18 protein-coding genes are annotated in these 18,669 nt (G+C 58.6%); 11 read left to right on the top strand and 7 right to left on the bottom strand.

Annotated features, from left to right (window positions below):
* Positions 1-15: 15 nt before the first annotated feature.
* The 7 genes from mreC (at position 16) to thiS (ending at position 7,679) form a co-directional block, all read left to right on the top strand.
* Positions 16-819, top strand: a complete 804-nt coding sequence (gene mreC, locus VJU77_18365; protein HKP05319.1) for a rod shape-determining protein MreC — start codon at positions 16-18, stop codon at positions 817-819.
* A gap of 139 nt (positions 820-958) precedes the next feature.
* On the top strand, positions 959-1,501 hold the full coding sequence (locus VJU77_18360) for a hypothetical protein (protein HKP05318.1): 543 nt from the start codon (positions 959-961) through the stop codon (positions 1,499-1,501).
* Positions 1,498-3,753 (top strand): penicillin-binding protein 2, encoded by a 2,256-nt coding sequence (mrdA, locus tag VJU77_18355; GenBank protein ID HKP05317.1) that lies wholly within the window; start codon positions 1,498-1,500, stop codon positions 3,751-3,753. The genes VJU77_18360 and mrdA overlap by 4 nt, the downstream gene beginning before the upstream one ends.
* A gap of 77 nt (positions 3,754-3,830) precedes the next feature.
* On the top strand, positions 3,831-5,405 hold the full coding sequence (locus VJU77_18350) for an Rne/Rng family ribonuclease (protein ID HKP05316.1): 1,575 nt from the start codon (positions 3,831-3,833) through the stop codon (positions 5,403-5,405).
* Between the two features lie 145 nt (positions 5,406-5,550).
* Complete coding sequence (locus VJU77_18345) at positions 5,551-6,228, top strand: hypothetical protein (GenBank protein ID HKP05315.1); 678 nt, start codon at positions 5,551-5,553, stop codon at positions 6,226-6,228.
* A gap of 129 nt (positions 6,229-6,357) precedes the next feature.
* A complete protein-coding gene (gene thiH / locus VJU77_18340; protein HKP05314.1) occupies positions 6,358-7,482 on the top strand; it encodes a 2-iminoacetate synthase ThiH in 1,125 nt (374 codons plus the stop codon).
* A complete protein-coding gene (gene thiS / locus VJU77_18335; GenBank protein ID HKP05313.1) occupies positions 7,479-7,679 on the top strand; it encodes a sulfur carrier protein ThiS in 201 nt (66 codons plus the stop codon). The genes thiH and thiS overlap by 4 nt, the downstream gene beginning before the upstream one ends.
* Before the next feature lie 126 nt (positions 7,680-7,805).
* Here thiS and VJU77_18330 read toward each other — a convergent pair whose 3' ends face one another.
* The 5 genes from VJU77_18330 to VJU77_18310 all read right to left on the bottom strand — a co-directional run bounded on the left by VJU77_18330 (position 7,806) and on the right by VJU77_18310 (position 12,221).
* On the bottom strand, positions 7,806-8,438 hold the full coding sequence (locus VJU77_18330) for a LysE family translocator (GenBank protein HKP05312.1): 633 nt from the start codon (positions 8,436-8,438) through the stop codon (positions 7,806-7,808).
* A 545-nt stretch (positions 8,439-8,983) separates the two neighbouring features.
* Positions 8,984-9,241, bottom strand: a complete 258-nt coding sequence (locus tag VJU77_18325) for a hypothetical protein (GenBank protein ID HKP05311.1) — start codon at positions 9,239-9,241, stop codon at positions 8,984-8,986.
* Between the two features lie 114 nt (positions 9,242-9,355).
* On the bottom strand, positions 9,356-9,598 hold the full coding sequence (locus tag VJU77_18320) for a hypothetical protein (protein HKP05310.1): 243 nt from the start codon (positions 9,596-9,598) through the stop codon (positions 9,356-9,358).
* 248 nt (positions 9,599-9,846) lie between these two features.
* Positions 9,847-10,170, bottom strand: a complete 324-nt coding sequence (locus VJU77_18315; protein ID HKP05309.1) for a hypothetical protein — start codon at positions 10,168-10,170, stop codon at positions 9,847-9,849.
* 650 nt (positions 10,171-10,820) lie between these two features.
* On the bottom strand, positions 10,821-12,221 hold the full coding sequence (locus tag VJU77_18310; GenBank protein HKP05308.1) for a hypothetical protein: 1,401 nt from the start codon (positions 12,219-12,221) through the stop codon (positions 10,821-10,823).
* A gap of 102 nt (positions 12,222-12,323) precedes the next feature.
* Between VJU77_18310 and dnaG the strand changes: the two genes are divergently transcribed.
* The 3 genes from dnaG (at position 12,324) to VJU77_18295 (ending at position 16,446) form a co-directional block, all read left to right on the top strand.
* Positions 12,324-14,129, top strand: coding sequence for a DNA primase (dnaG, locus tag VJU77_18305; protein ID HKP05307.1), 1,806 nt, complete (start codon positions 12,324-12,326; stop codon positions 14,127-14,129).
* Between the two features lie 269 nt (positions 14,130-14,398).
* A complete protein-coding gene (gene rpoD, locus VJU77_18300) occupies positions 14,399-16,057 on the top strand; it encodes an RNA polymerase sigma factor RpoD (protein HKP05306.1) in 1,659 nt (552 codons plus the stop codon).
* 38 nt (positions 16,058-16,095) lie between these two features.
* Positions 16,096-16,446 carry a hypothetical protein gene (locus VJU77_18295; protein HKP05305.1) on the top strand — a complete coding sequence of 117 codons (351 nt, stop codon included), beginning with the start codon at positions 16,096-16,098 and terminating at the stop codon, positions 16,444-16,446.
* A gap of 68 nt (positions 16,447-16,514) precedes the next feature.
* Here VJU77_18295 and VJU77_18290 read toward each other — a convergent pair whose 3' ends face one another.
* Positions 16,515-16,802, bottom strand: a complete 288-nt coding sequence (locus VJU77_18290; GenBank protein HKP05304.1) for a hypothetical protein — start codon at positions 16,800-16,802, stop codon at positions 16,515-16,517.
* Between the two features lie 64 nt (positions 16,803-16,866).
* The gene (gene ribD / locus VJU77_18285; GenBank protein ID HKP05303.1) at positions 16,867-17,898 is read right to left on the bottom strand and encodes a bifunctional diaminohydroxyphosphoribosylaminopyrimidine deaminase/5-amino-6-(5-phosphoribosylamino)uracil reductase RibD; all 1,032 of its coding nucleotides are present in this window, start codon (positions 17,896-17,898) and stop codon (positions 16,867-16,869) included.
* Positions 17,899-18,187: 289 nt separating this feature from the next.
* Between ribD and VJU77_18280 the strand changes: the two genes are divergently transcribed.
* Positions 18,188-18,655 carry an Hsp20/alpha crystallin family protein gene (locus VJU77_18280; GenBank protein HKP05302.1) on the top strand — a complete coding sequence of 156 codons (468 nt, stop codon included), beginning with the start codon at positions 18,188-18,190 and terminating at the stop codon, positions 18,653-18,655.
* The last annotated feature ends 14 nt before the right edge of the window (positions 18,656-18,669 follow it).

Here is an 18,669-nt window from a genome sequence, read left to right as displayed (position 1 = left end):
GAAATCGGCAATCGGATGAACCGCTCGAGCATCATCGCGCTGGTCATCGTCGCCGCGGTCCTGGCCTATTTTCTCAGCTTCGGCGCGGAAAGCACCCGCAAACTGCAGGCGGGATTTTACAAAGTGATTTCGCCGTTTCTCTCGAGCGGCTCGGGATTGAAAAAGCAAATAACTTCGGTGAGCACAGGCTTGCAAACCCTGGAAGACCTGGAGCGCGATAATAATAATCTCAAGGTCGAAAATCGGGCGCTCAAGGCGACGAACCAGGCCCTGCGCGACATTGAGCATGAGGTGAACCGCCTCCGCCGCGCCCTCGCTTACCGCGAACGCTCGGATTTCCGCCTCGTGCCGGCCGAAATCGTCACCCGCGATTCCTCGACCTGGTGGCGGACGGTGACCATCAACCGCGGGAAGGTTGACCAGATCGAACCCGACATGCCGGTCGTGACCGATGAGGGTCTGGTCGGCAAGACGACCACCGTCGCCGACAACATTTCGATCGTTCTCCTGGTGTCTGATGAGAATTGCCGGGTGGCCTGTTCCGTCGAAGGCACGCGCGAGCAGGGAATTGTTTCAGGCGAGCGAGTTACCGGTTCGGTCTCACCGTTGCTCGACCTGAACTTTCTCTCGAAGCAAGCCGACGTGAGAACGGGCGCGAAGGTTTATACCTCCGGCGTCGGCGGAGTTTTTCCATCGGGTCTGCTCGTGGGCTCGGTGCAAAGTTTTAAGGTTCGGGAACTGGACGGCCAGGCGCGGATCATACCGGCCGTGGACTTGTCACACCTGGAAGACGTGTTTGTGGTCACCGGGCGGAAATAATGAACAAATCCGAAATCCGAATTTCGAAGCTCGAAACGATGCGGAAAATTCAAATGATCGGGTCCGGTTTCGAGTTTTTTCCCATTTCGAATTTGAATTTGTTTCGGATTTCGAGATTCGAATTTCGAAATTTCTCTCGATGATCTTCTTCGTCATCCTCCTCGTTCTTACTTTCCTCGCCCAGATCGTGGAGATTTTCATTCCGCCGCTCGATTGGATGTACAACGCCCACATCTACATCGTCCCGGTCATTGTCTTTTATGGCGCCATTGCGCTGCCGTTTCCGCTGGTCATGGCCCTGGCTTTCTTCGCCGGGTTTTTGCTCGACGCCCTCACCGTCCAGGTGCTGGGACCGCGGGTTGAAATTTCGTTCGGATGGTCAATACTCCTCTACGCCGTGCTGGCGGCCGTTATGCATGGCCTGAGGCCTTTGTTTATTAGGGGACGCTGGGAAGTGCATTGCGTAATGAGCGGTCTTTGCACCTCCGCGATTCTGCTGTCTCAATATCTTATGATTGCTTTCCGGCGCGGCTCGCTCGTTTTCACCCGCGAGGCCTGGTGGCAAATCGGCGGGCCCGGAGTGATTGCCATGATCATGGCCCCGCTGGCCTTCTGGATTCTGCATACTCTTGCCCGGGCCACCCGTAATCCTTATGTTCCCGATCCGGAGGCGTACGAATGAACCAGAGCCGTTTCAGTTCCCGTTGGCGCCTGCAATTCCTCGCTTTGCTTATGCTGGCGGGCCTGGCCGCGCTTCTGGGTAAGCTTTGGTACGTTCAGGTAGCGCACGGCAAGGAGTGGACGGACAAGATTCGCGGCAGTTCGGAAGCGACGGTGCGTATCCCATCCGTGCGCGGGGAGATTCGCGATCGTAACGGCACCATCCTGGTCCAAAACCGGGCCAGCTATGAGGTCGATTTTTATCTCCCGGAGATGGTGAAAGGATACCGCGAGCGCGTGGGTCCTCCACCCCTGACCGAATATCGCAGCACGATCAACGGCATGCCGAAAGACCTGAAGGAGCCGGACATCGTCAAGATCGTGAACACCGGCGTCGTTCCCCGCCTCGACGATCTCGATCTGGCGCGCGACTACAATTCTGTTCAGCTCCAGCGCCATTTCCGCACCAACACGGAGGTCCCGTATTCCTATCTTAAGGACATCGATTTCGACACGATGGCGAAATTTTCCGAGCACGACGTGGGCTTGCCCGGCGTGGACATCACGATCAAGCCGGTGCGTTCCTACGTTTACGGTGCGCTCGCCGCGCACCTCCTCGGTTACGTCGGTCCGCCGGACGACACGAACAAGGAGGAGGCGAAGAAGTTCACGTTCTATCAATCAGACGTGGAAGGGAAATCCAACGTCGAGAAGGCGATGGATGAGTATTTGAAGGGTAAACCCGGCGTCCGTTACATGCGGCGGAACGCGAAAGGGCAGATCGACGGCGTTCTCCGCGAAGTACCGCCGACCGCGGGCGCGAACGTGAATCTAACCATCGACGCGCGCATCCAGATGATCGCGGAGGAAGCGCTCCGGGCCGTCGGTCGCGCGGCGGCGGTGGTGGTGGATCCGAACACCGGCAACATTCTGGCGATGGCATCGGTGCCGTCATTCGATCCGAACACCTTTATCCCGAGCATTAAGGCGAAAGATTGGGAAACGCTTCGCAAAGATGAAGCGACGCCGATGGTGAACCGGGCCGTGAGCGGGTTCCCACCGGGTTCCACCTTCAAGTTGGTGACGACGTTGGCGGGACTTCGAAAAGGGCTGGCGTCGAAGACGTTTAACTGCGGCGGCGGCGTCAGTTACGGCGACCACTTTTTTCACTGCTGGATCGGAGAGAAGGGCGGCAGCCATGGCACGATCGGAATCGCGGACGCAATTAAAGTTTCGTGCAACTCGTTCTTCTACCAGTTAGGAAACGCGGCCGGAATCGATGCGATCGATGAGACGGGCGACGATCTCGGCCTGGGAAAGACCTCCGGCATCGAGATCACAAGCGAATCGCCGGGGGTGTTGCCAGGTCCCGACTGGATGCGGATTCATTATCCGCGCGAGCGCTGGTCGCAGGCTTACACGGCCAACGTCTCGATTGGCCAGGGTTACGATTTGGTCACGCCGCTTCAGCTGGCGATGGTTTACTCCACTGTCGCCAACGGCGGAGTCTCCTATTATCCGAAGCTGGTCCAAAGCGTGACGAATCTGGATGGGAAACCGTTGCTGAACGAAAAAGGCGAGCCGGTGGTGAATCCCGCGCCGAAAGTGCATCATGATCTGCGCTTCGATTTTCCGGCGCAACAAATCCAGCTCGCGCGTCGCGGCCTTTGGAAAGTCGTAAACGAAGACGGCGGCACCGGCCGGGTGGCGCGATTGAATAACGTGCAGGTCGCGGGCAAGACGGGAACAGCCCAGGCGATGACGGAAGGGAAAAAGGACACGATCGCGTGGTTTGCGTGCTTCGCGCCGTTCGACAACCCGAAGTACACGATCGTCGTGATGGTCCAGGGCGGCGAACATGGCGGATCGGTTGCCGCGCCGATCGCAACCCGGATTCTGGAGCGGGCGCTGGCGATGGATCAGGGAAATTTTCAGCAGCAAGTCGCGTGGATTGCACCCGCCCACAAGGCGAATCCGTTCCAGATGATTCCTGCCGTCACCTTCAACGATTCCGGTCCGAAGATTAACGCGAGCGACGAAGAGAACCTCGACGGAAATAGCAACAGCGATATGGCCAACACGACTGCCGATCCTTCCGTCGAACCGGAAGCGGATGCGGCCGGCAAAGTGAAAAAGGTCATGCGACCGGTCGTGGTGGCTACCCCGCCGCCGCGCAAACTTAACTTTTTTGAAAGACTTTTTGGCGTCCGCCCGAAGCCGGCGCCAGCACCCACGCCACCGCCGAAACCACAGCAACGGCCGGTGCGCAGATGAAAACCTCTTGATCGGAAACCTAGCGCCGCCAACCCAACGCCCCGCTTCGCTTATGATCGCAAACCCTCTCCCCGATTATGATAGACCAGGTAAAACGTATTTTAGGTCTTGGTTCGCCCAAGACCGGCAACAAATTGATCGTCAGTGTCGAGAAGTTGGAGCGCCGCGTCGCCCTTCTCGAAAATGGCCGGCTGGAAGAATATAACGTCGAGCGCAACAGCTCCCGGAACATCGTCGGCAGCGTTTATAAGGGAAAAGTTAAGAACATCGAGATGGGGCTCAAGGCGATGTTCGTCGACATCGGCTTCGAGAAAAATGCGTTCCTCCATTTCTGGGACGCGATCCCGGCCGCGCTCGACAGCGGCATCGAGGAAATAGACCGGCCGAAAGATCGCCGGCCGAAAAAGCGGATCACCGCGAAAGATATCCCGAGCATCTATCCCGTGGGCTCGGATGTGATCGTGCAGGTCACGAAAGGCCCGATCGGAACAAAAGGACCGCGCGTTTCGACCAACCTCAGCTTCGCCGGGCGCTATCTCGTTTTCATGCCCTACAGCGATCGGAGCGGCATTTCGCGCAAGATCGAGGACCCGAAGGAACGGGAACGATTGCGCAAGATCCTGCGCGGCCTCGAGATTCCCGAGGGCGTTGGCGTCATCATTCGGACGGTGGGGGAGGGCCAGCGGGCCCGTTATTTTGTGCGCGACCTGAGCTTTTTGGTCGAGCAATGGGCGCGGGTTGAACAGTTGATCAGGGACGAGCCCGCGCCCTGCCGTGTTTTCGAGGAACCGGACCTGGTGGAACGCACCGTGCGCGATTTCCTCACCGAGGACATCGACGAAGTCATGTGCGACGACCGGACTGCGATCGATCGCATGAATGCGATGGTGGGACAGATTTCGCGGCGCGCCCGCAGCCGGATCAAGTTCTACGATGGGAACTCGCCGATCTTCGAAAACTTCGGCATCCAAAAGCAAATCGACGACGCCTTTCATCGTCAGGTTTGGCTGAAATGCGGCGGCTATATCGTCATTGACGAGACGGAAGCCCTGGTGGCCGTGGACGTGAACACCGGTCGCAACAAGGGCGGCCGCGACGTCGAAAAAACAATTTTGCAAACCAACCTGGAAGCGGCGGATGAAATCGCGCGGCAATTGCGCCTGCGCAATATCGGGGGCCTGATCATCGGCGACTTCATCGACATGAAGAGCCGGAAAGACCAGCAGGCCGTTTACAATCTGATGAAGGAACGGCTGAAGCGCGACAAGGCCAAGACCCACGTTCTGCCGCTCTCGGCCCTCGGTTTGATGGAGATGACGCGGCAGCGGGCGCAGGAAAGCCTGAGCGATTCAATCTACGAGAATTGCCCGTACTGCCAGGGGCGTGGCGTGGTCAAGACCTCGATGACGACCAGCGTGGAGCTGCACCGCACCCTCAACACCGTCATGCGCAAATACCAGGACAGCGTCCATGATTTCCTGATCATCCTGAACCCGGACGTATTGAAGCGTTTAAAGGAAGAAGACGAGGAGATCCTGATCGATCTCCAGAGGCGTTATGCCGCCCGGCTGGCCCTGCGAGGGGACCCGACCTACCACCACGAGAAATTCCTGGTGGCGGACGCCAATTCCGGGGTCGAACTAAAGCCTTGACACCGGGAGAAAACGCCCGTTTCGTTCTTGCAAATTAGTTTACCTGTGCCAGAATCGCGGACGTCCAAGGGAACCCCCAAATGCGTTCTTTAGGATGCGCATGGTAAATGCACGGGAGCACTTAACCGAAACAAGGAGAAAACAAATGAAAAAACTAATACTGAGCTTGAGCGCGGTAGTCGCGATGACCTCTATCGCCTTCGCCGGGGAAACCTACACGAAGGAATCGAAAAGCGTCGCTCCGCCGCCTTGCCCGCAATGGTATGCGGATAACGAATTTAACCTGACCCTGAGTGGCGCTTACGCCTTCACCGGCAACGAATGGCGCGACGACCAATATCTGGGCGTGGATCACGCCTGGGGTGGTTCAATCGACGCGAAGTACTTTGTCCATCGTTACTTTGGTTTCGGTGTTCAAGGGACGCTGTTGGTGCCCAACGACCACGATGTCATCGAGAACGGTTTCACGCGGGTTCGCGTGGACGGTGACGACAATGATCTCGTCGGCACGGTTTTGGGCACGTTCACGCTGCGTTTCCCGATCAGCTGCTCCCGGTTTGCCCCCTATGTCTGGGGTGGCGGCGGTGGAATCTTCGGCGGTGGCCGGGATCATTTCTTCCGGCTCAACCCCGCGCAGCCATTCGGGATCGAGCGAGTGACCACCAATTCGGATGAGACCAAGTTCATGGGCCAGGTCGGCGGCGGGTTTGAAGTTCGCTTCACCCCGCACTGCGGCTGGACCAACGACTTCAGCTGGAACATCGTTTCGGGCTCGAACAACAACTTCGGCATGGCCCGCACCGGCATTAACTTCGCGTTCTAAACAACGCCGTATAATTCAACAAGACGCCGGGAACACTGTATGTGTTCCCGGCGTTTTTTTTGTACCTAATCGTCTTCGGCAGGCGTGACGGCGGATTGCGAAACGAAAAGCCCGAACGAAATTGCTTCCATGGCGTTCGCCCAGATTTTGGACAACCTGCCGCTGCAGAAATCGCCGCTTCTGCGGCGGTTCCAGGATTTGATTTCACCGAAGTCGGACGAAGAACTCGAATCGCTGGCACAGCAATCCCATCGCCTGAGCTTGAAGAATTTCGGACGCACCATGCGTCTCTTCGCTCCGCTTTATCTTTCGAACGAATGCATCAATAACTGCCGCTATTGCGGGTTTTCCCGGGACAACCCCATCCTCCGTGTGACCCTCGACCTCGAGCAAGTGGTGGCGGAGGGGCGGCACCTCGCCCGCGAAGGGTTTCGCCAGATTCTGGTCGTGGCGGGAGAACACCCGAAATTTGTCAGCCAGGATTATCTGGCTGGCTGCGTTCGGGCACTCTCCCCGGATTTTTCCTCCATCTCAATCGAAGTCGGCCCCATGGAAACAGCGGATTACGTCCCAATCGTGCAGGCCGGCGCCGAAGGTCTCGTGGTTTATCAGGAAACCTACGACCGGAAAACGTACGCCGAGATGCATACGTCCGGTCCCAAGCGGGATTTCAACTGGCGCCTCGATTGCGCGGAGCGGGGTTATGCGGCGGGATTTCGGCGGTTGGGAATCGGAGCCCTGTTCGGATTGTGTCGCTGGCAGGAGGAGGCGCTGAGCCTGGCGGCGCATGTCGAGTATTTGCTGAAACATTGCTGGCAGGCGCAGATCACGGTCAGCCTTCCGCGCCTGCGGCCGGCCGCGGGCGAATTTCATCCGCCGTTTTCGATGACGGACCGTGAATTGGCGCAATTGATCTGCGCCTTTCGCATTACCTTTCCGGAAGTGGGTATTGTCCTCAGCACGCGGGAGCGGGCCGCCCTGCGCGATGCTCTTGCACCGCTCGGTGTCACCATGATGAGTGCCGGCAGCCATACCGAGCCGGGCGGATATACCGGTCAGGGCGCGGAGGGCCTGCATCGAACAGTCCGGGGACGAATTGTGGCGCCGGAGTTCCAAAACGGCGAGGACAAGCTGGCGACGGGCCAATTCGAGATCAGTGACGAACGCCCACCGGCGGAGGTGGCCGACGTTCTGCGCCGGCGGGGGTTCGAACCGGTCTGGAAGGACTGGGATGCCGGGCTGATGGTGACATGAAAGTTTGGATCAACGGTGAACCGGCCGAGACAAATGGCGCGACGAATGTGGCCGAGCTCGCCGCGCGTTATGGTCTTCAGCCCAACACCGTCCTGATCGAGCACAACGCCGTTGCGCTCCATCAGCGCGAATGGTCGACGCGTCCGCTTGGGGAAGGCGATCGGATCGAGTTCATCCGCGTCGTCGCCGGCGGCTAGAGACTGAGCGCTCCGGCGGCCAGGTGAATCGAGCGCTACGACGCGATGAGGGCGACGACGCTGCCTTTATCGCTCTCGCTAGACGAAATGGCATCGCACTCATCGCCCGCATAGCGGCCGATCCACCTACCTTCTCGCCGCCACCGCCAGCCGAATCCCAAGAAAAATAAACAGCGATCCCACCGCCCGATTGAGCAACGCCGTCACCGCCGGACTTTCCCGCAAACGCCCACTGAACGCGCTCGCGAACCACGCCAGGATCAGGCACCAGATCGTTCCGGTCATGACGAAGCTGAGCCCGAGAACAACAAACGCGATTGTTTTCGACGGGGCATTTGCCTCGATGAATTGCGGCAGGAACGCGAGGAAAAACAGCGCGACCTTCGGGTTCAAGATGTTGGTCACGATTCCCTGGCGAAACGCCGCGGCGGCGCCGCGCCTTCTGAAATGTCCGGGCATTGAAAGCTCGTGCTGCTTTTCGAACAGCGCGCGCACCCCGAGGAAGATCAGATATGCCGCCCCGGCCAGTTTCACGAACGTGAACGCCCACGCCGAAGTGGCCAGCACCGCCGACAGCCCCAGCGCCGCGGCGCCCGTGTGAAAGATACTTCCGACCGAAATCCCGAGCGCGGAAGCAACCCCGGCCCGACGCCCATGGGCGATGCTGCGCCCGAGAATGTAAAGCGTATCTGGCCCGGGTGTCAGATTCAGCAGGATCCCCGTGGTGATAAATAATGCGAAATCGTGAATCCCAAACATGGCCGCGCTTAATGGGACAAAAGATCAGCGACCGCGAGCACTGGGTAACGTGCTACGTGGTCATAGCGTGGATGGCAAACATGGAAGAGATCAGGAGAAGTCTTGCTCGCGGTTCGTTGCATCGCCTAATTCGGAGAATTGTTCGAGCGATAACTATTCACGGCGCATTCGACCAAGCTTTTTCTCACCGCGGACCAGAAGAATGGCAGATGTGAATACGCCAACAAGGCAGCCGGCGACGATGAGTCTGCGGAGGCCCCATGGTGTAGACGGGATATACCAAAGGGCAAAAGCCGCCGCGACGGCGGAAACGCAAAGCACGATCGTTGATGAGACGATGATAATCTTCGCCTTCCACCGTGTCTTTGACGCCGGGTGCGTGTTCACCTAACGAGAAAAGATGAGCGACAACGGACGCCGGCGCGCGCCGCTCGGAGTGATTGGGTGGAAGTCATTTCAAAAGTGGAGCGCACAGCGGTCCGCCGTTCGCTCCCATCGCCTGGTTAGTGGTGGACAGCGCGGCATCTCACACGTGGAAGAAGATGTCATAAAAAGACAATGCTATCTCCGGAAGACTCCTGACGCTCGACTGGAGAGACGCGGCGAATGACGAGCGCGGCAACGACGAAGCCGATCACCGAGCCGAGTGCTATCCACCACCGGCCAATGAGCAGCGTCCATAGCGCGCCACCGACAAAGACCAGCATGATGGAGAGCCGCCAACACAGCGACCACAGTGCTCGCAATGGCGGAAGCCATCCCGGCTGCGAGCGCGCTTCGGATCCGTGCGAGGGCGAAACCATCTAACGAGAACAAGATGAGCGACGGCGGACGAGGGCGCGTGTCGCTCGGAGTGGAAGCGTGGAAGTCATCTCAAATGAATCGCACAGCGGTCCGCCGTTCGCTCGATCGTCTGGTTAGACGTTGGGGCGCCATGTCTCGGATTGATAATTCGGTTCTCGTAGCACGACCTCGCGCTCGATTCGTTCAGGGGGGTTGTATCCGAAGAAATAGAGAACCCCCGGCTGCAATTCTCTCCCGAACCGGGCAAATCGCAGTGCGGGTGGAAAGAAACCTCCAGGGTTGTCCTGCCAATACGTGTCGTGCGGCTCGAAGTGACAGCAAACGCGCTGGAGGCCATCATCAGAGGCCGGCAGCATGACGCCATGAAACTGACATCGGGCAGCCTCATACGCGCCCCAACCGTAACCATGCGGGCCGGTGAAGTGCCGACAGTAGCAACACTCAAGATTTCCTTTTCCGTTGGGCATGGATGCGGTGCTTACGTCTAACGAGAAAGAGATCAGCGACGCCTGCCGGGGGGAGCGCTGATCGGGGATGGGATGGTTTAGTCATGCAAAATGTGGGCGAACGCCGGGCAGGCGTTCGCTGAATCGTTTGGTGTGCGTCATGAAAAAGCTCCGAGGAAAAACCCGATGAGGATCGCGTTCGCGAGAAATATGACACCGAGGCAAATGAGCCAGCGGCTGTCTGGGCGCTCCGGCCAATGGGATGCCAGAATGCTGAACAGACGCGATTTCAAACGCTGCTGCTCGCGCCATGAATGCAGCTCCCCATACCAGAAACCCTTGGCTCGCTCGCGCTGGTAGGCCTCTCGCTGCGCCTTCGCTTCTGTCGCGTTTGGCGGTGCGAGTCCCAAAAAACCCGCGAAGGCAAACGCAAATCCAAACGTCGCGAAGTTGATTGCGAGGACCACGAACAGCGTGTGCATAAGGTGCGCTCGTTAAGCCTAACGAGAACAAGATGAGCGATCCCGCGGCCGCGGGATTCGCTCCATCGTTTGGTTAGGTGTTTTCCGGTTCATTCACGCTAATTCTCTGACTGCTCGTTCGGGAGGCGCGACAGGGAAGCGTCTATCCGATGGTACTCTTCGTCAGTTCTGGGCGCCATTCCTACTGAAGTGAAAAACGAGGTAAGCGACTTTGCCAAGTACGGTGGGAGCGCAGCCACAAACCATAGGTCCTCAATCCCAAACTTCCCGCAAGTGAAGCAAATGTCGACGCTAACCTGGGAGCCATCCGCTCGGACTATTTTGATGTTGTGATGTGGGATATAACAGGCATATGCCTCTGGAAAAAAAGGGCGAGGCCATGCAGTGATTGCCTTTTGCAGTCGCGATATTTCATCCGGCGTCGCCATCTTTCGAGCTAGCTCAACACCACCGGAATGCTCGACAAGCTCAACGCTACGGCAGTTTTGAAGAGCCGCCGAAAAGCTGCGCGAAGTTGCCCAAGAATAGCGATCGCGACTCACAAAACCGGCGACCACCAGAGTCGTCGCAAGGACCGGGATCACCGTCAGGGCAATGAGGACTACTCGTTTCATCTTTCGCGAAAAGGCCCTGCCCCACCTTAGTGTCGGCTAGTGCGCCTTCACCACTACGCGCATCCCGTCTTTTTGGGTAACGGTGATGGGCGTTTCGGCGGCGATGAATTCGCCTTCGGTCACGACGTCGACGACGTGATCAGCGAAGCGGGCTTTGCCGCTGGGGCGTAACATGGTCTGGGCGGTGCCTTGCATGCCGGGGGTGAGGTCGAGGGCGGTGGCGAATTCCCGGGGGACGCCAGCCAGGGAAGGGCCGGGCGGATTTGTTGTCATAAGAGCGAACCGGCGATAGAGGCTCGTTTTCGGGAGGTAACGGGCCAGAATCGCAATGGCCAGCGCGGCCGCGATAAGGGTGAAAAAGAGATTGCGCAAGGGGATCGCGAGCATGTCGCTAGTCGGGAAAAATGTCTCGCCCGGATAGCGGTCGATCATCGCCCAGAGCAGGGCGCCCAGCATGAGAAAGACGCCGACGACGCCGAAGACGATCGTCGAGTGGGCAAAGAAGAGAACTTCGACGAGGACGAGAATGAGCCCGAGAACGAAGAGCGCCACAACCTCCCAACCGGCCAAACCGGCCAGGTAGTGCCCGGCGAAAAAGAGCGCAAAACAAATCGCGGCAATGATTCCCGGCAAACTGACGCCCGGGATCTTGAACTCAAGATAAGCGCAGATGATTCCCAAGAGGAGAAGCAAAGGCGCCAGGGCGGTGACCCAAAACGCGAGCCGCTCGAATCCGCTTGGCTCGACGGCCACGACGTTGCCTTTCAAGCCGGCTTTTTTCACGAGATCAGCCACGGAATCGGCGAGGCCTTCGGCGAGCAGCGGTTTGCCGTTGATCCGCTCGACGGCCTCCTGCGCGGTCAGGGTCAGGAGCGATCCTTTTGCGTGCACCACGCGATCGCCAATTTTCACTTCCTTTTCCTTGTCCATGAAGGCGTCGCCGAGGTCGGGGTTGTGACCGTTCTTAATCGCCGAGCTCCGGACCATGGCCGACCAATACGAGATAACCTTGTCCTTTTCGGTCGGCGGAAGATCGGCGCCGGTGGAGAGGACCGGGGCCGCGGCGCCGATCGCGCTCACCGGCGACATGTAGATGTACCGGGTGGCGAGGGCGATCAGCGAGCCGGCCGAACCGGCGTTGGTGTTGATGAAAGTGTAGGTGGGAATCGTGGTGCGGTTAAGCACGCCGGTGATGTCCGCCGCGGCGTCGAGCCGGCCGCCGTAAGTGTTCATCTCAATAATGATGGCGCTGGCGCCCGCCGTCTCGGCGGCTTTTACGGCGCGCCGAATAAACAAAAAGAGCGAGGGTGAGATCTCGCCGTCCAGTTGAATCACGACCGTATCTCCCTTTTGCACGACCGCTTCGCGCGCCTGGGCCGGCATTGCGAAAGCCGCCAGGCAAAACACCGGGAAAAAGAGACGAAACAATGTTCTCATTACGGAATACACGTCAGGGGCATGGCAATTTGTGGAAGGGTTTTCGCTCCGGCTTAAATTTGCCATCGCTCCGGGCCGCAAACGAGCGAAAAGTAAAGGCAGATGGGGACGATCCCGACACAGACCATCGAGCAGATCGCCGCCGCGAACGACATCGTGGAAGTGATTGGCACCTATTTTCCGCTGAAACGGGCGGGCTCCGCGTTCAAGGCGCTCTGTCCTTTTCACCAGGAAAAGACGCCCTCGTTCACGGTGAGCCCGCAGCGACAGACTTTTCACTGCTTTGGCTGTGGCGCGGGCGGGAGCGTTTTTCGTTTTGTGATGGATTACGAGCATCTCGATTTTCCCGCGGCGGTGCGGAAGCTGGCGACCCGGGTGGGAATTCCCGTCATCGAGGAACGAAGCGCCGGCGGTGAGGACGATCGCCAGCAGGAGACGCGGCACGCGTTACTCCAGCTCCACGCGGAAGCAGCCGAATGGTTTTACGAAAACCTGGTGAAGAAAAAATCCGGCGAACCAGCGCGCGAATATTTGAAAGGGCGGGGGATCGACAAGCGGATCGCGAAAGACTGGCAGATCGGGTTCGCACCCGAAAGCTGGGATGCCTTTATGAGCTGGGCGTTGGAGCGCGGTTATCAGCAGCGGTTGCTTCTGGAAAGCGGACTGATCACGCGCCGCGAGGAGGGCGACAACAAAGCTTACGACCGGTTCCGGAACCGGATCATGTTCCCGATCCACAACGATGTCGGCGAAGTGATCGCGTTCAGCGGCCGGATTTTGGACAAGGAAGCCGAGGTGGCGAAATACGTGAACTCGCCGGAAACGCCCCTTTTCCGCAAAGGCAGCGTCCTTTTCGGGCTGCACAAGGCGAAACGCGGCTTGATCGAGGCCGATTGCGCGATCGTCTGCGAAGGCCAGCTCGATCTCATTTCCCTGTTTGAAGCGGGGATTACCAATGTGGTCGCGCCGCAGGGGACAGCCTTCACCGAGAATCAGGCGCGAATTCTGAAGCGGTTCGTGAGCGAAGTCGTTCTCTGCTTCGATGCCGATGCGGCGGGTCAAAAAGCAGCCGAACGGTCACTCGACGCTCTGTTGCAAAATAACCTCGTGGTTCGCGTCGCGGAAATGCCAGCCGGTGAAGACCCCGATTCCCTGGTGCGAAAAGGTGGCCGGGAGGAATTCGAAAAACGGATCGCCGCAGCCCGCGATTTTTTCGACGCCTGGATCGAGCGCGAAACCGCTGCGACGGATTTGGATTCGATCGGCGCCAAAATGCAACTGGCCAACAAACTCGCCGAGACCATCGCGCGCGTGCAGGACCCGCTCATGCGTGGGGAGGTGGCCAACAAAGCCAGCGCCAGAATCGGAGTGCCCCGCTCCGATTTCGAAAGGCTGCTGGCCCGGCCAAATCGCGAACGGTTTTCGACGGATGACGCATCTCGCCCGCCGGTGGCGCCCGCACCGCGGCACGAGATCGGGATGCTTTGTCTCCTGGCTTTGCGTGATGGAGAGGCGCGGGAATTTCTCCAGGCCCAGGATTGGCGGGAGATGCTTTCCCACACGCCGGACGCGGAAATCCTCGGGCGCATTCTGGCGGCTGACCTCCGGCCGGATGATCCGGCCTCTTTGAACGCCTTCATGGCCAGTCTCGCGCCAGGCGAAGAGGCGCTGGTTTCTTCCTGGCTTCTGCAAAAAATGCCGCCGAACGGCCTGGAAGTCGCGAGGGGCTGGTGGAATGGCCTCCGCCAGGCAATCTTACGCCGGCAACTTCAGATCGCGGAAGGCCGGATGAAACTGCCTCGTTTGACCACAGGAGAAGCCGTCGCCTTGCAGAAACAAATTCTTGACCTTACGGAGCAACTCCGCGACGTTGCCGCGTTTTCGTCCGCCCGCGTGCTCGACAGCTGAAATGCTGCCGTTGAGGGGGTGGAAAAGGCCGGCGAGCCGGCTTGAAAACAGCTATACCTCTACAGCACAAAGCCTTGGCAACTCATTCGAGAAAACACGCACGAAGCGTCGGCCCGACGTCGCGGAAGAAACCCGCTAAAGCGACGCGCCTCAAGTCCCGGCCCTCGAAAGCCAAGGCGCAGAAGATTCGCCGTAAGCTAGCCCCGGTTTCTCGAAAAACCTCCGCGGCAAAAGGGAAAACGTCGGCCCCCGCACGCCCCGCGAAACCGTTGAACGGCGCGGATATTTCGGAGGGCGATGAGATGTTGGCGGCCAGTGCACCGGGAGACGTGCAAACGCGCATCCGGGAGCTGATCAAACTCGCCAAAGAGCAGGGCTATCTCACCTTCGACGATCTCAACGAAGCGCTGCCGGCGGATATCAGCGACGCCGACGAGCTGGACGCCATTCTCACGCGCCTGCGCCGGATGGAGATCGACATCATCGAAGCGTCCGAGGTCGATCGTTACAAGGATGGGAAGAAGGACAGCGAAGAGGAGGAGGAAGAAAAACCGGAACCGAAGCTCGATATCCTCGACGACCCGGTGCGGATGTACCTGAAACAAATGGGCCAGGTGCCGCTGCTGACCCGGGAGCAGGAAGTGGAGATCTCAAAGCGGATCGAAGAGGCCGAGATCATGGTGCAGCGCCTCATCAATCGTTTCGGTTTCATCGCCCAGGCCCATCTCGATCTCGCGCAAAAGCTCACCGAAGGGGGCGAACGTTTTGACCGCGTTATTCTCGACAAGAAGATCGAAAGCCGCGAGCGCTACATGAAGCTGCTCCCGCGCCTGTGCAAACAGGTCGACAAACTTGGCGGCTCCATTCGCCAGCTCTACGGTCAAATTCTCCACGGCCCGGCCCGGCGCGATGCCCGAAAGACGAAAGCATTCCAGAAGTCGGTGACCGCCCTGCAAAAGCTCTATCCGAAGTTTTATTTCAAACAAAAGGTGACCGAAGAATTCGTGCACCTGGCGGACGAGCAGTTCCAGGTGCTGACGCATTTGCAGATCGAAATAAGCAAACACCCGAAGGACAACGGGGCCCGCTCGCCGCTGGGGATCAAAATGCGCGACCTGGAAAGTACGCTCTGGCTTTCGCTCGATGAGTACACAGAGCAATATCGCGCGCTCAAGAACTGGCTGCACAAGGCGTTGCGGGCCAAAACGGAGATGGTCGAAGCCAATCTCCGGCTCGTGATTTCCATCGCCAAGAAATACACCAACCGCGGCCTTTCCTTCCTCGACCTGATCCAGGAGGGAAACATGGGTTTGATGAAGGCGGTGGAGAAATTCGAGTACCGGCGCGGTTACAAATTTTCCACTTACGCGACCTGGTGGATTCGCCAGGCGATCACGCGTTCCATTGCCGATCAGGCCCGGACGATTCGCATCCCGGTCCACATGATCGAGACGATCAACAAGCTGATGCGGGTGCAGAAGCAGCTCGTCCAGGAGTACGGCCGCGAACCGACCCCGGAAGAGGTGGCCGAGGAAATCCTCCTGCCGGTCGACCGGGTTCGCGCGGTCCTGAAGATGGCGCAGCAACCGATCTCGCTCCAATCGCCGGTGGGTGAAAGCGAAGAGACAAATTTTGGCGATTTTATCGAGGACAAGGGCGCGGAAAACCCGAGCGATATGACCGCGATTGTCCTTTTGAAGGAGAAGATCAAGGACGTGCTGGAAACGTTGACGGATCGGGAGCGTCAGGTCCTCGAGCAGCGTTTTGGACTGGTGGATGGATATAGCCGGACCCTGGAAGAAGTGGGCCGGCAATTCCGCGTCACCCGGGAACGGATCCGGCAGATCGAAGCGAAAGCCCTCCGCAAAATGCGGCACCCAACCCGAATCCGGCAGCTCGAAGGCTTCCTCGAAGCCGCCGAAACTTAATCGGAACTTTGTCCGTCCGACGGAGTTTAATTAACGCCATGAAGCGTGAAGACGACGAGAAACTGTGGGACCTGCTTGGCCATTCGCCGGAGCGGGAGGTTTCGCCGTTCTTTGCGCGCAACGTCTTGAGAAAGATCCGCGAAGCTCAGGGTGAAGCGCCGTTCCGGCGCTGGTGGAACCCGCAATGGCTGGTGCCTGCTGCGGGCGTGGCGGTCGTAATCATCGCCGCGCTCAGCTTCCCGGGTCACCTCGTCCAGCGCGATCAACCGCCGTCGCGGGCCGGCGTGGTAACGCTCTCCGACAGTCAGGATAGCGATCTCCTGGCTGACCTGGATGATTTAGTCAGTTCGGACGAAACCCTCGCCCTCGAAGACAGCGTCCTGCTCTAGAGCCCAAAATAAACTGAGCCGGGGCGGGATCTCCCGGCCGGCTCAATTTAGGATTCTGTTTCGCTCGCTTAGTAATACCGATACGCGCGATACGGCCGGTAATACCGATGATGGCGGTAGTAGCGGTGGTGCCGGTAATAACGCGGCCCGACGTAAACGACGGGACGCGGATATCCATAGTATCCGTACGGATACCCGTAGGCACTGTAGGCATACGGATAGCCATAGCCGTAACCATATCCGACCGGGAAACCGAAACCGATGCCGATCGATACGCCTGCCTGACTTTTGGTCGCGCCCGCGAAAACGAACGCTCCCACCCCAATTGCAATCACAAGAATCTTTTTCCAGCTCATGCGCAATCCTCCGTTTGAAATGTATAGCAACTTACCACGAATTTTGACGCTCGCTTCGGTTAAATTATTCAGCGGCCACCAAACCGGGATAACCGGTCACGCAAATGTCGGCCCCGGTTTTTTCGTAGCGGATGTCGCGCAGTCGCAACGACTCAGCCGTCGTGGCCGCACCTGATCCGGCGAACGCAACCTTGGGACCGCCGGTGAATCGCGGCGCCAGGTAGATTTGGACGCGATCGATCACGCGTTCGTCCAGCGCCTGGCTCAGGATTTCACCGCCACCCTCGATCAGAACGCTCGTAATTTCGCGGGCGCCCAAGTCCTGCAACAGAGTTTCCATTGCGATTTGGCGATAAACGAGCGTCCGATCGGAGAATCGATCCACAAAGATTTTTGCGTCGCGCGGCAATTTCCCTGAGCGGCTAAGCACAATCCGCCACGGCTGTCTGGCGCCGGGCACGCCGCGCACAGTCAGCTGCGGATCGTCTGCCCGCACGGTTTCGGCGCCTACCAGGATCGCGTCAACCTGCGCGCGAAGTTTGTGGACATCCTTGCGCGAAGCGGTCGAGGTGAGCCAGCGATCTTCGCCGGGCGGCCTGGTCAAACGTCCGTCTAGACTCATTCCGCACTTTGCGATCACGAACGGTCGTCCGGTCTGGATCCATTTGTCATACGCTTCATTGAGCGCGGAACATTCGTTTGCCAGGACGCCCGTCCGCACTGCGATCCCCGCTTTGGTGAGCAGGTCGATTCCGCGTCCGGCGTGTCGCGGATTTGGGTCGATCGCGCCGATAACCAGTTGCCGGACACCCGCCTCCCCGATCGCTGCGGTGCACGCGCCGGTTCGTCCTACGGTTGAGCAAGGCTCAAGGGTCACATACAGAATGGCGCGTTTCGGTACTCGTTTTCCGAATCCGCGCAGGCACTCGATTTCGGCGTGGGGCGCCCCGGCCCGCCGGTGGTAGCCCCGGGCGACAACCTTACCGTCAATCACCAGGACCGCTCCAACGGCGGGATTGGGGCTCGTGTGTCCAAGCCCACGACGCGCTTCGCGAAGCGCCTGCCGCATGAATTTCTGGTCTTTGTCGATGGCCACAGACCACGAATATCGCGGGCGAACCCGGAGGGCAACACTTGGTTCGTCTAAAGTGTCTTCTCCCATTTTTTGAGTCACTATTGCACCGTTCCTCGCCTTTAGTTTAATGACCATATGGGACATTGTGGCCTATTGTCTTGCCGCACGTCTCGGGGCATGAGCCATCATAACATGTTGAGAATTAGATATATAAATATAATCGACAAATCCTTGGAGAACGTTGGCATTTCGCTCGCTTTTGACTTGACGACTTTTGAATCACAAAATCTAACCAGGAAAGGAAATCAATATGAGTCTAGTTCGTTACCAAACCCCAAGTCCCGTGATGTGGCCCTCTCTCAATCGGTGGGCAAATCTTCGGGATGACCTCGATACCCTTCTCGAATTGCCCTTTTTGACGGGCTCCGGCCGCCAGGCGCAGCTTTTCAGCGGTTGGACTCCCGCGCTCGACCTTTACCAGAACAACGACAACGTCGTCGCGATTGTCGAGCTCCCGGGCATGCGCAAGGAGGACATCGAGATTTCGCTTCATGACGGGACGCTGACTATCGGCGGTGAGCGCAAGGCCGAAAGCGGTGAAGGCGACAGCGCCACGCGCACCGAGCGTTTCACCGGAAAATTCCGCCGCACGGTCACCCTTCCGACTCGCGTCGATGCGAACAAGGTGAATGCCACCTACAAGGATGGCCTTCTCACCGTGACGCTGCCGAAAGCGGAAGAGGCAAAGCCGAAGCAGATCCAGGTCAACGTTAGCTAAGAAAATCTCAAGAA

This window comes from Chthoniobacterales bacterium (genome assembly GCA_035274845.1).
Lineage (GTDB): Bacteria > Verrucomicrobiota > Verrucomicrobiia > Chthoniobacterales > UBA10450 > AV80.
Note: the sequence above shows the minus strand (reverse complement) of the source record. Positions and strands in the feature narration are given on the sequence as shown.

Bases quoted from the DNA above. Each gene is read 5' to 3' on its own strand.
- mrdA (HKP05317.1), top strand. From the start codon at position 1,498: ATGAACCAGAGCCGTTTCAGTTCCCGTTGGCGCCTGCAATTCCTCGCT.
- dnaG (HKP05307.1), top strand. From the start codon at position 12,324: ATGGGGACGATCCCGACACAGACCATCGAGCAGATCGCCGCCGCGAAC.
- VJU77_18325 (HKP05311.1), bottom strand. From the start codon at position 9,241: ATGGTTTCGCCCTCGCACGGATCCGAAGCGCGCTCGCAGCCGGGATGG.
- VJU77_18320 (HKP05310.1), bottom strand. From the start codon at position 9,598: ATGCTGCCGGCCTCTGATGATGGCCTCCAGCGCGTTTGCTGTCACTTC.
- VJU77_18295 (HKP05305.1), top strand. From the start codon at position 16,096: ATGAAGCGTGAAGACGACGAGAAACTGTGGGACCTGCTTGGCCATTCG.
- VJU77_18315 (HKP05309.1), bottom strand. From the start codon at position 10,170: ATGCACACGCTGTTCGTGGTCCTCGCAATCAACTTCGCGACGTTTGGA.
- VJU77_18310 (HKP05308.1), bottom strand. From the start codon at position 12,221: ATGAGAACATTGTTTCGTCTCTTTTTCCCGGTGTTTTGCCTGGCGGCT.
- VJU77_18360 (HKP05318.1), top strand. From the start codon at position 959: ATGATCTTCTTCGTCATCCTCCTCGTTCTTACTTTCCTCGCCCAGATC.
- VJU77_18330 (HKP05312.1), bottom strand. From the start codon at position 8,438: ATGTTTGGGATTCACGATTTCGCATTATTTATCACCACGGGGATCCTG.
- VJU77_18280 (HKP05302.1), top strand. From the start codon at position 18,188: ATGAGTCTAGTTCGTTACCAAACCCCAAGTCCCGTGATGTGGCCCTCT.
- mreC (HKP05319.1), top strand. From the start codon at position 16: ATGAACCGCTCGAGCATCATCGCGCTGGTCATCGTCGCCGCGGTCCTG.
- VJU77_18290 (HKP05304.1), bottom strand. From the start codon at position 16,802: ATGAGCTGGAAAAAGATTCTTGTGATTGCAATTGGGGTGGGAGCGTTC.
- thiH (HKP05314.1), top strand. From the start codon at position 6,358: ATGGCGTTCGCCCAGATTTTGGACAACCTGCCGCTGCAGAAATCGCCG.
- thiS (HKP05313.1), top strand. From the start codon at position 7,479: ATGAAAGTTTGGATCAACGGTGAACCGGCCGAGACAAATGGCGCGACG.
- VJU77_18350 (HKP05316.1), top strand. From the start codon at position 3,831: ATGATAGACCAGGTAAAACGTATTTTAGGTCTTGGTTCGCCCAAGACC.
- VJU77_18345 (HKP05315.1), top strand. From the start codon at position 5,551: ATGAAAAAACTAATACTGAGCTTGAGCGCGGTAGTCGCGATGACCTCT.